13 protein-coding genes are annotated in these 12,652 nt (G+C 69.6%); 11 read left to right on the plus strand and 2 right to left on the minus strand.

All coding sequences use genetic code 11. From position 1 onward, the window contains the following. The first annotated feature begins 98 nt into the window (after window positions 1-98). The 10 genes from mftA to mftF all read left to right on the plus strand — a co-directional run bounded on the left by mftA (window position 99) and on the right by mftF (window position 9,045). Window positions 99-203, plus strand: coding sequence for a mycofactocin precursor MftA (gene mftA, locus ACTIE9_RS06925; protein WP_439564847.1), 105 nt, complete (start codon window positions 99-101; stop codon window positions 201-203). Between the two features lie 10 nt (window positions 204-213). Further along, window positions 214-504, plus strand: coding sequence for a mycofactocin biosynthesis chaperone MftB (mftB, locus tag ACTIE9_RS06930; RefSeq protein ID WP_439564848.1), 291 nt, complete (start codon window positions 214-216; stop codon window positions 502-504). Then, the gene (gene mftC, locus ACTIE9_RS06935; protein WP_439564849.1) at window positions 501-1,820 is read left to right on the plus strand and encodes a mycofactocin radical SAM maturase; all 1,320 of its coding nucleotides are present in this window, start codon (window positions 501-503) and stop codon (window positions 1,818-1,820) included. The genes mftB and mftC overlap by 4 nt, the downstream gene beginning before the upstream one ends. Before the next feature lie 64 nt (window positions 1,821-1,884). Beyond that, the gene (locus ACTIE9_RS06940) at window positions 1,885-2,691 is read left to right on the plus strand and encodes a mycofactocin-coupled SDR family oxidoreductase (protein WP_439564850.1); all 807 of its coding nucleotides are present in this window, start codon (window positions 1,885-1,887) and stop codon (window positions 2,689-2,691) included. A 110-nt stretch (window positions 2,692-2,801) separates the two neighbouring features. Next, complete coding sequence (locus ACTIE9_RS06945; RefSeq protein WP_439564851.1) at window positions 2,802-3,635, plus strand: mycofactocin-coupled SDR family oxidoreductase; 834 nt, start codon at window positions 2,802-2,804, stop codon at window positions 3,633-3,635. A 117-nt stretch (window positions 3,636-3,752) separates the two neighbouring features. Further along, the gene (locus tag ACTIE9_RS06950) at window positions 3,753-4,667 is read left to right on the plus strand and encodes an AAA family ATPase (RefSeq protein WP_439564852.1); all 915 of its coding nucleotides are present in this window, start codon (window positions 3,753-3,755) and stop codon (window positions 4,665-4,667) included. A gap of 141 nt (window positions 4,668-4,808) precedes the next feature. Further along, window positions 4,809-5,654 carry a vWA domain-containing protein gene (locus tag ACTIE9_RS06955; protein ID WP_439564853.1) on the plus strand — a complete coding sequence of 282 codons (846 nt, stop codon included), beginning with the start codon at window positions 4,809-4,811 and terminating at the stop codon, window positions 5,652-5,654. Between the two features lie 28 nt (window positions 5,655-5,682). Then, window positions 5,683-6,855 (plus strand): pre-mycofactocin synthase MftD, encoded by a 1,173-nt coding sequence (gene mftD / locus ACTIE9_RS06960; RefSeq protein ID WP_439564854.1) that lies wholly within the window; start codon window positions 5,683-5,685, stop codon window positions 6,853-6,855. Window positions 6,856-6,901: 46 nt separating this feature from the next. Continuing rightward, window positions 6,902-7,600, plus strand: a complete 699-nt coding sequence (gene mftE, locus ACTIE9_RS06965) for a mycofactocin biosynthesis peptidyl-dipeptidase MftE (RefSeq protein ID WP_439564855.1) — start codon at window positions 6,902-6,904, stop codon at window positions 7,598-7,600. Continuing rightward, complete coding sequence (gene mftF / locus ACTIE9_RS06970) at window positions 7,597-9,045, plus strand: mycofactocin biosynthesis glycosyltransferase MftF (RefSeq protein ID WP_439564856.1); 1,449 nt, start codon at window positions 7,597-7,599, stop codon at window positions 9,043-9,045. Before mftE ends, mftF begins: the two co-directional genes overlap by 4 nt. An 88-nt stretch (window positions 9,046-9,133) precedes the next feature. On the opposite strand, the gene ACTIE9_RS06975 is transcribed toward mftF, so the two are convergent. Together ACTIE9_RS06975 and ACTIE9_RS06980 are read right to left on the minus strand one after the other, a co-directional pair. Then, complete coding sequence (locus tag ACTIE9_RS06975) at window positions 9,134-9,490, minus strand: GntR family transcriptional regulator (RefSeq protein WP_439564857.1); 357 nt, start codon at window positions 9,488-9,490, stop codon at window positions 9,134-9,136. Between the two features lie 110 nt (window positions 9,491-9,600). After that, complete coding sequence (locus ACTIE9_RS06980; RefSeq protein ID WP_439564858.1) at window positions 9,601-11,070, minus strand: helix-turn-helix domain-containing protein; 1,470 nt, start codon at window positions 11,068-11,070, stop codon at window positions 9,601-9,603. Window positions 11,071-11,320: 250 nt separating this feature from the next. On the opposite strand from ACTIE9_RS06980, the gene aceA reads away from it, so the two are divergent. Further along, on the plus strand, window positions 11,321-12,625 hold the full coding sequence (aceA, locus tag ACTIE9_RS06985) for an isocitrate lyase (protein WP_439564859.1): 1,305 nt from the start codon (window positions 11,321-11,323) through the stop codon (window positions 12,623-12,625). Window positions 12,626-12,652: the final 27 nt, after the last annotated feature.

A 12,652-nucleotide genomic window follows, 5' to 3' on the forward strand; every position in this document is an offset into this window, starting at 1 on the left:
CCGCCTCCCTCTTCCCTTCGGCACTCAGTGCCAATACAGTACTGAGCACCGGCCGTCTCCGACACCTGTGTCAGAGACTCATTGCAAAGGAGCATGCCATGAGCGTTCCCGTTACCCCCACCCCCGATGTCGTTGACGACCTGGTCGACGACGAGTCGCTGGTAGAAGAAGTATCGATCGACGGAATGTGCGGCGTCTACTAGGCCGATCACTGTGGCTACCGTCGATCTCGACAGCGTCATCGCCGTGCACCCCCGGGTCTCGATCAGGCCCGAGCCCTTCGGCGCCCTGCTCTACCACTTCGGCACGCGACAACTCAGCTTTCTGAAAGACCGCATACTGCTCGACGTGGTTCACGCCTGCGATGGTCGCCGGCCGTTGGCCGAGGCCTTCGCGGTCGCCGGGGTCCCGTCGACCCAGACGGCGCGGTACCTGCGGGCTATGACAACCCTCGTCACCTCAACGATGGTGACGGTCTCGTCGGTGAACGAGGTGGCGGCATGACCCTCACCGCCCCGCCGCCGCGCGCGAGTGCGATTCGCCCGCCCACCGTCTCGGCCGGAGCCCCCGCCCCGACCTCGCAGACCCTGCTCGGCCATTTCGAGAAGGGGCTGGATGCTCCCATCTGCCTGACCTGGGAACTCACCTACGCGTGCAACCTGTCGTGTAGCCACTGCCTCTCAAGCTCGGGTCGGCGCGACCCGCGCGAGCTCACCACCGAGGAATGCAAGGGCATCATCGACGAGCTGCAGCGCATGCAGGTGTTCTACGTGAACATCGGCGGCGGCGAGCCGACCGTGCGCAGTGATTTCTGGGAGCTCGTCGACTACGCCACCGATCACCAGGTGGGGGTCAAGTTCTCGACCAACGGCGTGAAGATCACCCCCGAGATTGCCCAGCGGCTCGCCGCGAGCGACTACGTCGACGTGCAGATCTCGCTCGACGGAGCGACCGCGGAGGTCAACGACCGGGTGCGCGGGCCGGGGTCGTACGACCTCGCGATGCGCGCCATGCAGAACCTTGCTGACGCGGGCTTTCGCGGCTTCAAGATCTCGGTGGTGTGCACGCGCGAGAACATTCCGCAGCTCGACGAGTTCAAGGCCATCGCCGATCGCTTCGACGCCCAGCTGCGCCTCACCCGACTACGGCCGAGCGGCCGCGGTGCCGACGTGTGGGATGACCTGCACCCGCTGCCGCACCAGCAGCGCGAGCTGTACGACTGGCTCGTCGCGCACGGCGACGGCGTGCTCACGGGTGACTCGTTCTTTCACCTGTCGGCCTTTGGTGCGGCACTGCCTGGCTTGAACCTGTGCGGCGCGGGCCGGGTCGTGTGTCTCATCGACCCGATCGGCGACGTCTACGCCTGCCCGTTCGCGATTCACGATGAGTTTCTCGCCGGCAGCATCCGCGAGCCCGGCGGGTTCGAGGGCGTGTGGCGGCACAGCGAGCTGTTCCAGAAACTGCGCGAACCCACCGGCGGCGGCGCCTGCGGCTCGTGCGCGTTCTACGACTCGTGCCGGGGCGGCTGCATGGCCGCCAAGTTCTTCACCGGCCTGCCACTCGACGGGCCCGACCCCGAGTGCGTGCGCGGTTTCGGCGAGCAGCTGCTGGCCGAGCGCGAGGCGGATGATCTGCCCAAGCCCACGGGTGACCACTCGCACCGCACGTCGCCGCCGCGGCCGCGCGGCCAGGCGGGGCCCGTGCCACTCACGCTCAGCATCCGTCGCCCCGATGCGATGCCGACACACGCCTGCGCCGAGAGCCCGCTCGCGGGCTTTAGCCCGACCGCCGCGAGCGCTTGCGCCTGCGGCGGGCACTAGAACGACCCCGCGCCGCGCGGTTCGCGGCACACAACTCCCGTACCGATCACAAAGGAGGCACGCAATGGGGCGTGTAGAAGGAAAAGTTGCATTCGTCACGGGCGCGGCCCGCGGTCAGGGCCGGGCGCACGCGTTGCGCCTCGCCGAGGAGGGCGCCGACATCATTGCGGTCGACCTCTGCGCGCCGGTGCCCGACCTGCAGTACCCGCCGGCCACTCCCGATGACCTCGCCGAGACCGTCCGGATGATCGAAGCTCTCGACCGTCGCGTCGTCGCCCACCAGGCCGACGTGCGTGACATGGCCGCGCTGCAGAAGGCCGTTGACGACGGCGTTGCGCAGCTCGGTGGCCTCGACATCGTCGTCGGCAACGCCGGCATCTGCATCATCGCCGACGCCGAGAGCACGACGCCCGAGATCTGGAAGAACACGATCGACACCAACCTGACCGGCGTGTGGCACACCGTGCAGGCGACGGTGCCGCACCTCAAAGCGCGCGGCGGCGGCTCGATCATCCTCACCAGCTCCGCGGCCGGTCTCGTCGGCATGCCGTTCCTGACCGCGTACATCGCCGCCAAGCACGGCGTGACCGGCCTCGGCAAGGCGTACGCGATCGAGCTCGGCCGGTTCAACATCCGGGTCAACACCCTGCACCCGGGCGGCGTCAACACGATGATGGGCGGCATGGGCGCGGCCTTCCCCGCGGCCATCGAGAAGAACCCCGGCATCGTCATGGGCGGGTACGGCGTGCTGCCGAACACCACTACCGAGCCGGTCGATCAGGCCAACGCGGTGCTGTGGCTGGCCTCTGACGAGGCCAAGTTCGTCACCGGCACGCAGGTCTCGGTCGACGCGGGCATGGTCGTCTGCTAACAGCCCGATCGGGCTGAGACCCGGCGAGGGCGGCCCACCTGCCGCCCTCGCCGCACCCGACCCGGTCACACGGGGCGGCGGGTGAACCACCACCAGGAAGGGAGAACGCAATGGGGCGTTTAGACGGAAAAGTGGTCTTCATCACGGGCGTCGCCCGCGGGCAGGGTCGCAGCCACGCGATCCGGTTCGCGGAAGAGGGTGCCGACATCATCGGCATCGACGTCGTCGAGCCGATCGCAGGCAGCACCTCGCCGCCCGCGACCCAGGCCGATATGGACGAGACCGTTGCCGCGGTGGAAGCCCTCGACCGCCGCATCATTGCGACGAAGGCGGACGTGCGCAATCTCGGGCAGCTGAAGAAAGCGGTCGACGAAGGGGTTGCCCAACTCGGGCGCCTCGATGTCGTCATCGCCAACGCGGGCGTCTCGACGTCGATGGGGCCAGCCGAATCGCTCACGGAGGAGGCATTCGTCGACATGGTCGACATCAACCTCACCGGCGTGTGGCGCTCGTGCATCGCGGCGATCCCGCACATCAAGGCGGGAGGGCGAGGCGGATCAATCATCATGACCAGTTCGGCAGCTGGCCTGATGGCGATGGGCAACATTTCGCACTACGTTGCGGCGAAGCACGGCGTGGTGGGGCTCATGCGCTCGCTCGCGCTCGAACTCGCTGCCGACGGGATTCGTGTCAACTCGATCCATCCGACGACGGTCGACACCCCGATGGTCAACAACGATGCGACCTTCAAGTTGTTCCGACCCGACCTCGAGAACCCGGGAGTCGACGACTTCCTCGACGCGGCCAAGCTCATGAACGCCATTCCGGTGGGCTGGGTCGAGTCTGCTGACATCTCGAATGCCATGCTCTGGCTCGCTTCAGACGAAGCCCGATATGTCACGGGCGTCACCTTGCCGGTCGACGCGGGAATGCTCATCAAGTAGTGCCGTACGAGCCCGGCCCGCGGGCGACCGCGGGCCGGGCATCCCGACGTCAACGAAGAATGCGAAGGAGATCATCATGGGAGTGACCATGCCCGTCCATGCCGGAATGATGGTCCAGTGACCGACACTTCCACGGTCTCGGCGAGTCGCTACCGTGTCGCGGCTCACCTCGTCGGCCGCGAGCGTGAGATCGAACTCACGCTCGCGGCCGTCGCGGCCGGCCGTGACATCGTGCTCGAAGGCCCGCCCGGCACCAGCAAGACGACCATGTTGAAGGCCATCACCGAAGAGTGGGGCATTCCCCTGCTGTTCGTCGAGGGCAACGCTGACCTCACCCCGGCGAAGCTCGTCGGGCACCACAACCCCTCGCGGGTACTGCGCGAAGACTATTCGCCCGACAACTTCGTGCCCGGCCCGCTGACCGAGGCGATGCAGACGGGGGGCTTTCTCTACATCGAAGAGTTCAACCGCGCCCCCGACGACACCCTCAACACGCTGCTCACCGCGATGGCCGACCGCCGGCTCGCCATTCCGCGCGTCGGCATCATCCAGGCGCTGCCCACCTTCCGGGTGATCGCCTCGATGAACCCCTACGACAACGTCGGCACCACCAAGCTGTCGTCGTCGATCACCGACCGCCTCAACCGCCTCGCCGTCGACTACCAGAGTGCCGAGGCCGAAGAGAGCATCGTGCACCTGCGGGCGAAACCGCAGGGTGCGCTGGCCGACCGCCTGGTGGGCGATGCGGTCGCGGTCACGCGGGCGACGCGCGAGCATCCGTACATTCGCCAGGGTTCGAGTGTGCGCGGCGCGATCGACCTCGTCGCGGTGGCGGGTCAGCTGGCGGGCCTGCGGTCGATCGCCGAGCCCGATCACGAGCGCTACCCCGAGCTCGTTTACGACGCGATGGTGGTCGCGCTCTCCGGGCGCATTCACATTGATGAGGCCGTCGACATCACGCCCGAGGCCGTGTTGCGCGAGATCTGGGAAGACCGCTTCGTGCTCGAGCCCGCCATGGCCGAGCCCGGATGAAGAGAACTGCAGGTCGACTCGCCGGTTCAGCGCACACGTCAGGGGCAGCGGTCGACCACACCGAGTCGGCCGCTCTCGCGCCAGCCGAAGCAGCTCGATCAGAAGCCGAGCGTCTTCGAGCCGGGGCAGGGGGGTGCGGGCATGGTCTTTCGCGCGCGCCCGGGAGCGCGGGCGGGGCATCAGAAGCAGCGCCCGGGCGGAACGGCCGAGGGCTTCACCGACGAGGTCGCCGAACTGGTGCCGATCGAGGCGACGGGCGCGCTCGACGCCGAGGTGCGCGCGTTGGCACGGCAAATTGCGTCGCGCCTGCTGATTCCCCGTGCGAAGAAGGATGCCCGCTCGCAGCGCGGCGCGGGTGCGATCGCGAGCGTGCCCTACCGGAGGGGCTCCGACGAGATCGACCTCGACAAGACCATCGAGATGCTCGCCGAGCGTCCGGTTCCGGAAGACGAAGACATCATCGTGCGCGAGCGGGTGCGCACCCGGCGCTCGGTGGTGCTCGTGGTCGACGTCTCGGGCTCGATGAAGGGCGAGAGAATCCGCACAGCGGCGGCGATTGTCGGGGCCCTCGCGGGGGAGCTGTCGAACGACGACCTGGCGCTCATCGCCTTCTGGTCAGATGCCGCCGTGCTGCAGACCTTCGGCCAGCACCAGAGCCCCGATCGGCTGCTCGACCTGCTGACCAGCATTCCCGCCCGCGGCCTCACGAACGTCGGCTTCCCGCTCGAGCTCGCCGCGCAGGAACTGCGCAAGCGGCCCGCGCAGGATGCGCGCGTGGTGTTGTTGTCAGACTGCGTGCACAATGCCGGCCCCGACCCGCGGCCGATCGCGGCCCTGTTGCCGCGGCTCGATGTGATGCTCGACCTCAGCGGCGAGCACGACACCGAGCTCGCCCGAGAGCTGACCAGGGCCGGCCGTGGCGTCATGCAGACGGTGCTCACCCACCGCGACGTCGCCCCCGCCCTCACCCGAATCTTCACCGCATGACAACCGCACAGTACAAGGAGCACACACGATGAGCAGGAACGCCTGGTTCGAGACCGTCGCCGAAGCACAGCGGCGAGCCAAGAAGCGGCTGCCAGCCCCCGTTTACGGCGCACTGATCGCCGGATCAGAGAAGGGCGTCACGCTCGACGACAACATCGCCGCCTACAGCGAGCTGGGCTTCGCCCCCCGCATCGCCGATCACCCGGCGCAGCGCGATCTGTCGAGCTCGGTCATGGGGATGGACATGGCGATGCCGGTGATCATTTCGCCGACCGGCGTGCAGGCGGTGCACCCGCAGGGTGAGATTGCCGTCTCGCGGGCGGCGGCTAACCGCGGGGTGATCATGGGCCTCAGCTCGTTCGCCTCGAAGCCGGTTGAAGACGTCGTCGCCGCCAACCCCAACACGCTCTTCCAGGTCTACTGGAGTGGGTCGAAAGAGGAAATGGTGCACCGCCTCGAGCGCGCGAAGGCCGCCGGAGCGAAGGGCCTCATCGCGACCCTCGACTGGTCGTTCTCCCACGGCCGCGACTGGGGTAGCCCGCAGATTCCCGAAAAGCTCACGCTGGGTGCCGCGATCAACTTTGCGCCGCACGCCCTGCCGCGCATCCCCTGGCTGTGGAGCTTCGCCAAGACCTTCCGCATTCCCGACCTGAAGGCGCCCAACCTGAAGCCGAAGGCCGGCGGTGAGCCCCCCACCTTCTTCGGCGCCTACGGCGAATGGATGACCACGCCTCCGCCCACCTGGGATGACGTGAAGTGGCTGCGCGAGCAGTGGGACGGCCCCTTCATGCTCAAGGGCGTCGGCCGCATCGACGATGCGAAGCGCGCCATTGACATCGGGGCGACCACCATTTCGGTCTCGAACCACGGCGGCAACAACCTCGACACCATTCCGGCGCCGATTCGTATGCTGCCGGCCATCGCCGACGCGGTGGGCGACCAGATCGAGATCGTGCTCGACGGGGGCGTGCGTCGCGGCTCTGACGTGGTGAAGGCCGTTGCGCTCGGCGCTCGGGCCATCATGATCGGCCGCGCCTACCTGTGGGGTCTTGCCGCCAACGGTCAGGCGGGTGTCGAAAACGTGCTCGACATCATGCGCGGCGGCATCGACTCGGCCCTGCTCGGCCTCGGGCGGGCGTCGTTGCGCGAGCTGACGCGCGACGACATCTACGTGCCCGAGGGCTTCGAGAAGATTCGCTGATCACGAGTCGCATCGCTCGGCCGGGCTCGATCGGTACGGTGTCGGGGTGACTCGACTCGACGAGACGGCCTGGCCGGGCATCCCGCCGCAGCCGCTGCTGATCGTGCCGCTCGGCTCGACCGAGCAGCACGGGCCGCACCTGCCCTTCGACGTCGACGCGCGCATCGCGGCGGCGGTGGCGCAGGGGGCGGGGTCACGAATTGGTGCCGTCGTGGCGCCGGTGCTGGCCTACGGCTCGAGCGGCGAGCACCAGCAGTTCGCCGGCACGCTCTCGATCGGGCAGGATGCCCTGCGCCTGCTGCTCATCGAACTGACCCGTTCGGCGCGCACGTGGGCGGCGCGGGTCGCCCTCATCACCGGGCACGGCGGCAACGCGCCCGTGCTGTCGGATGTCGTGCCCACTCTGCGCGGCGAAGGTCATGACGTTGCCTGGCTCGCGTGCGGGGTGCCCGGCGGTGATGCGCACGCGGGGCGCACCGAGACCTCGCTGCTGCTGCATCTCGATGCCGCGCGGGTCGGGGCCTTCACCACGGTCACGGGCGCGACCGCGCCGATCGCAGAACTCATGCCCGAGTTGCGGGCCGGCCGACTGCGAGAGGTGGCGCCGAGCGGGGTGCTGGGCGATCCGCGGCAGGCGAACGCTGCCGACGGGGCCGCTCTGCTTGCCGAGCTTGTCGACGACGCGGTGGCGCGCCTCGAGGGCTGGAGCATCGCCGCTCACGGCCAGCTGCGGCGGATCGCGTGAGCGAGAGTTCGCCCGCAGCGGCGTCGGGCGCGCGCCTGCCCGACGGTTTCGTGGTGCGGCTGAACCGCCGCACGCACGTCGCCGACGACGGGTCGACGCTCGTCGGGGGAGTGCCCACGCGGGTGCTGTACCTCACGGCCGCGGCCCGCACGATGCTGAGCGGGGGGCGCCTCACCGTGTCGTCTGCCGCGACCGCGGCGCTCGCCGAGCGGCTGCTCGACGCGGGCATCGCCGACCCGGTCGTTGCCGAACTGCCCGACCTGGGTGCCGCCGACCCGCTCACCGCCGTGACCGTGGTCGTGCCCGCGCACGATCGACCCGAGGCGGTCGCGCGGCTGCTGGCGAGCATCCCGCGATCGGTGCCGGTGGTCGTCGTGGATGACCACTCCCGGAACCCGGTGGCGGTGCGCCGCGTGGTTGAGCGGCACGGGGCGCGGCTCATCGCGCTGCCCGAGAATCGTGGCCCGGCCGGCGCGCGCAACGCGGGCCTTGCCGCCGTGACCACCCCGTTCGTGGCGTTCATCGACAGCGACATGGTGATCGACGCCGACACGCTGCCGCTGCTGCTGCGGCACTTTGGTGACCCGAGGGTGGGGCTTGTCGCGCCGCGCGTGGCCGGCCTCGAGCCCGCCGACGGGCCGAACTGGATCACCCGGTATGAGGCCGCCCGCTCGTCGCTCGACCTCGGGGCAGAGCCGGCGAACGTGCGTCCGGGCGCGAAGGTCTCGTGGCTACCCGCGGCGTGCCTTGTCGCGCGTACGGCGGCGCTGGGCCGCGGATTCAGCCCCGGCATGCGGGTCGCCGAAGACGTCGACCTGGTGTGGCGACTGTGCGAGGCCGGCTGGCGGGTGCGCTATGAACCCGCCGTCGAGGCGCGGCACGAGCACCGGCGCACGGTGCGCGACTGGTTGGGCCGCAAGGCCTACTACGGCACGGGGGCCGACACGCTCGCCGCGCGGCACGGTGATGCCGTGGCCCCCGCCGTCTACACGCCGTGGACTCTCGTGTTCGTGGGCGCCCTGCTCGCCCAGCGGCGGTGGTCGGTGCCGGTCGCGGGCGCGGCTGCCGTTGTCGCCGCCGTGCGCATCGGCTCGCGCCTGCGAGCCACGCCCGATCGCACGCGCATCGCGGTTCGGCTCACCGGCCAAGGAGCCCTCGCCGCGACCGCGCAGACCGCCGAGCTGCTGACCCGACACTGGTGGCCGGTCGCGCTCGTCGGCTCGATCGTCTCACGGAGGGTGCGACGGGCGACGGTGGTCGCCGCGGTCGCCGACGCCGTCTACGAGCACCGCCGCACCCGCACCGGCATGGGGCTGCTGTCGTTCGCGCTCGCGCGCCGGCTCGACGACCTCGCCTACGGCGCCGGAGTCTGGTGGGGCGCCCTGCGCGCGCGCTCGAGCCGGGCGCTGCGGCCCGTCGTGCGGGTGCGGTCGCGCATCCGGTAGCGGCTCGTGTTCGCCGCTTCGTTGCGTTGCTGCGTCGCCGCTGTGCCGCGCGCGGTCGCGCCCCGCGTCTGAGTCGGCGGCGGGATGCTCAGCCGCGCTGAGCCGCGCGCACCAGGTCGAGCGCCGCTGCGTCGTCGAGCCCCAGCCGCCGAGCCCGGTCGACGAACTCGCGCGCGGCGAGCTGCGCCTGCCGTTGACCCGCATCACCCTGCGGCGCGACGAACGAACCGGCCCGGCCGCGGGTCTCGATGATGCCGTCGGCTTCCAGTTCGCGGTAGGCGCGCGCGACCGTGTTGACGGCGAGCCCGAGCTCGTCGGCGAGGGCGCGCACGGTCGGCAACTTCGCGCCCGCGACGAGTTCGCCGGTCGCGACCGCGTCGCGCACCTGCACGCGCAGCTGCTCGAACGGGGGAGTCGCGGCGTTCGCGTCGATCGAGAACCTCATGGGGCGAGCGTATCCGCGCGCGTGTTCGCAACTCAGGCTGTGCACGGTCATATGCCGCACGAATGGTGCACATCGGGCCGTTCAGCCTGAGTTGCGAACACCACACCGGCTCAGCCGGTCGGCGCGTGCCGCTCGAGGAAGCCGAGCACCTCGGTCTGGTCGACCCCGGGGAACGACTCGGTCGGCAGCGTCGCGAGCAGGCTGGCGTGGATGCGCGCCTGCGGCCGCGCGCGCCCCTCCCACCGCCGCGCGAGGTCGTCGGGCGCTCGGCGGCAGCACCCCGGGTCGGGGCAGGTCGACGCCCCGCGCCGGTCGGTCTCGCGCCCGCGGAACCACTTGACGTGCGCGAAAGGTGTTCCCACCGAGATCGAGAAGTCGCCCCCGGTGCCCGACTCGATGCGCGAGGTGCACCAGTAGGTGCCCGTCGGCTTGTCGGTGTACTGGTGGTACGGGCTGAAGCGGTCGGGTTCGTCGAACACCTGGCGCGCCGACCACTTGCGACACACGAGTTGCCCCTCGACCGCGCCCAGGGCATCCGTCGGAAACTGCACCGAGTCGTTCTCGTAGGCCTTGCCCAGCACGCCCTGCGAGCTGACCTTCAAGAAGTGCACGGGAATCTCGAGGTGCTGCGTCGCCAGGTTGGTGAACCGGTGCGCGGCCGTCTCGTACGAGACCGCGAACGCGTCGCGCAGGTCTTCGACCGCGAGCTCGCGGCGCTGCTTCGCGCGCTGCAGGAAGGCCACCGCATCGGCCTCGGGAATGAGCAGCGCGGCAGCGAGGTAGTTGGTCTCGACGCGCTGCGTCAGAAACTCGGCGTAGTCGCGCGGCTCAGCGCGCCCGAGCACGTGGCCGGCGAGGGCCTGGAGGAGCGTGGTGCGGGCATCCCGACCCGGAGAGTTCTGCACGGGCAGGTAGATGCGGCCGTTGGCGAGGTCGGTGACGGATCGGGTCGAGGCGGGTAGGTCGCCGACATAGTGCAGGGTGAAGCCGAGGTGGGTGGCGAGTTCGGCGGCGAGGCGCTGTGAGAGCGGGCCGCCCTCGTGCCCGACCGCCTTCAGCAGGTCGGCCGCCTGCGTCTCGAGTTCGCCGAAGTAGTTGCCGCGGGCGCGCATCGTTCGGCGCAGCTCGGTGTTCGCGCGGCGGGCCTCTTCGGGTGTCGCGGCGCGCTCGCTGTGCACGCGCTGCAGTTCGGCGTGCAGGGCGAGCACCGTCTCGATCGCCTCATCGCTGACGCTCTTACGCAGCGGCAGAGGCGGGATGCCCAGACTCGCGAACAGCGGACCACTCTGCACGCGCGCAAGCTCAACCTCGAGGGCCGCGCGCCCGGTGAGCGGCTCGACGCTGAGCAGGTCGTCGAGACTCGCGCCGACGGCCCGCGCGATCGCTTGCAGCTCGCTGAGCTTCGCCTCGCGCTTGCCGTTCTCGAGCACGCTCAGGTGCGAGGTCGCGATGCCCACGGCGTCGGCGACCTCGGCGAGAGTCAAGTGGGCGCCCGTGCGCAAGGCGCGGATGCGGTGGCCGAGAGTCAGAGGATCAAGCACGTCTTCAGCCTGGGCGCTGGCGGGCGGCGAATCGAGCATGTCGAGAGCCTGACAGCCCGAACTTTTCAGCGCAACTGAAATATGCGGGTATTTCAGTCAACGAGAGTCGGTCGAGGGTGTTGTTCTTCGCCCAGAGTGGCTCATACGAACCCCACGAGCCCGCCGCCGCTGGCGTTGTGTTCGTAACTCAGGCTGAGAGCCGAAATGTGCGCGAGTAATCGATCACATGTCGACCTACAGCCTGAGTTACGAACACACCCCCGGCGGGAGCCAACCGAAGGAGCACCTCATGACGCAGCACCAGCCGACCCGACCGGGCGACCAGACCGAGACCGCCGCCGAGCTCGAGACCCGCTGGAAGACCGACGCGCGCTGGAACGGCGTGCGCCGCGACTACACCGCGGAGGACGTCGTCGCGCTGCGCGGCCCCGTGCGGGAAGAGTGCACGCTCGCTCGCCGTGGTGCCGAGAAGCTGTGGGAGCAAATCCAGGCCAACACGGGCAACCCCGAGGAGTGGACGTACGCGCTCGGCGCCCTCACCGGCAACCAGGCCGTGCAGCAGGTGCGCGCCGGCCTCAAGGCCATCTACCTGAGCGGCTGGCAGGTCGCCGCTGACGCCAACCTGTCGGGCCAGACCTACCCCGACCAGAGCCTCTACCCGGCCAACTCGGTGCCCGCCGTCGTGCGCCGCATCAACAACGCGCTGCTGCGCGCGGGTCAGATCGAGCAGGACGGCCGCGACTGGATGGCCCCCATCGTCGCCGACGCCGAGGCCGGCTTCGGTGGCCCGCTCAACGCCTACGAGCTCATGCACGGCATGATCGAGGCCGGCGCGGCGGGCGTGCACTGGGAAGACCAGCTTGCGAGCGAGAAGAAGTGCGGCCACATGGGCGGCAAGGTGCTCGTGCCGACGAGCCAGCACATCCGCACCCTCAACGCCGCGCGCCTCGCGGCCGACGTGGCCGACGTGCCGACCATCGTCATCGCGCGCACCGACTCGCTCGCCGCCAACCTCATCACGAGCGATGTGGATGACCGCGACAAGCCCTTCCTCACCGGCGGCCGCACGGCCGAAGGCTTCTACGAGGTCGAGCCGGGGCTGCCGGCCGTGCTCAGCCGGGCGCACGCCTACGCCGAGTACGCCGACATGCTCTGGGTCGAGTCGAGCGAGCCCGACCTCGAGCTCGCGCGCACCTTCGCGGAGAGCATCCACCAGGAGTTCCCCGGTAAGAAGCTCGCCTACAACTGCTCGCCGTCGTTCAACTGGAAGCGCCACCTCGATGACGACACCATCGCGACGTTCCAGCGCGAGCTGTCGGCGATGGGCTACGCGTTCCAGTTCATCACCCTGGCCGGATTCCACTCGCTCAACCACTCGATGTTCGAGCTCGCGAGCGGCTACCGCGACCGCCAGATGAGCGCCTACGTCGAGCTGCAGGAGGCCGAGTTCGCCTCTGAGGCTCACGGCTACACCGCCACCAAGCACCAGCGCGAAGTGGGCACCGGCTACTTCGACCGCATCGCCACGGCTCTCAACCCCGAGAGCGCGACCCTGGCACTCGTCGGCTCCACCGAGTCAGAGCAGTTCCACTGATCCCTCGCACGAATGAAGGAGCAACGA

This window comes from Microcella sp. (assembly GCF_051860105.1).
GTDB lineage: Bacteria > Actinomycetota > Actinomycetes > Actinomycetales > Microbacteriaceae > Microcella.

Excerpts from the sequence above, each read along its gene's own strand:
- mftA (WP_439564847.1), top strand. The coding sequence starts at position 99 with ATGAGCGTTCCCGTTACCCCCACCCCCGATGTCGTTGACGACCTGGTC.
- mftC (WP_439564849.1), top strand. The coding sequence starts at position 501 with ATGACCCTCACCGCCCCGCCGCCGCGCGCGAGTGCGATTCGCCCGCCC.
- ACTIE9_RS06940 (WP_439564850.1), top strand. The coding sequence starts at position 1,885 with ATGGGGCGTGTAGAAGGAAAAGTTGCATTCGTCACGGGCGCGGCCCGC.
- ACTIE9_RS06945 (WP_439564851.1), top strand. The coding sequence starts at position 2,802 with ATGGGGCGTTTAGACGGAAAAGTGGTCTTCATCACGGGCGTCGCCCGC.
- ACTIE9_RS06955 (WP_439564853.1), top strand. The coding sequence starts at position 4,809 with ATGGTCTTTCGCGCGCGCCCGGGAGCGCGGGCGGGGCATCAGAAGCAG.
- mftD (WP_439564854.1), top strand. The coding sequence starts at position 5,683 with ATGAGCAGGAACGCCTGGTTCGAGACCGTCGCCGAAGCACAGCGGCGA.
- ACTIE9_RS06975 (WP_439564857.1), bottom strand. The coding sequence starts at position 9,490 with ATGAGGTTCTCGATCGACGCGAACGCCGCGACTCCCCCGTTCGAGCAG.
- ACTIE9_RS06980 (WP_439564858.1), bottom strand. The coding sequence starts at position 11,070 with ATGCTCGATTCGCCGCCCGCCAGCGCCCAGGCTGAAGACGTGCTTGAT.
- aceA (WP_439564859.1), top strand. The coding sequence starts at position 11,321 with ATGACGCAGCACCAGCCGACCCGACCGGGCGACCAGACCGAGACCGCC.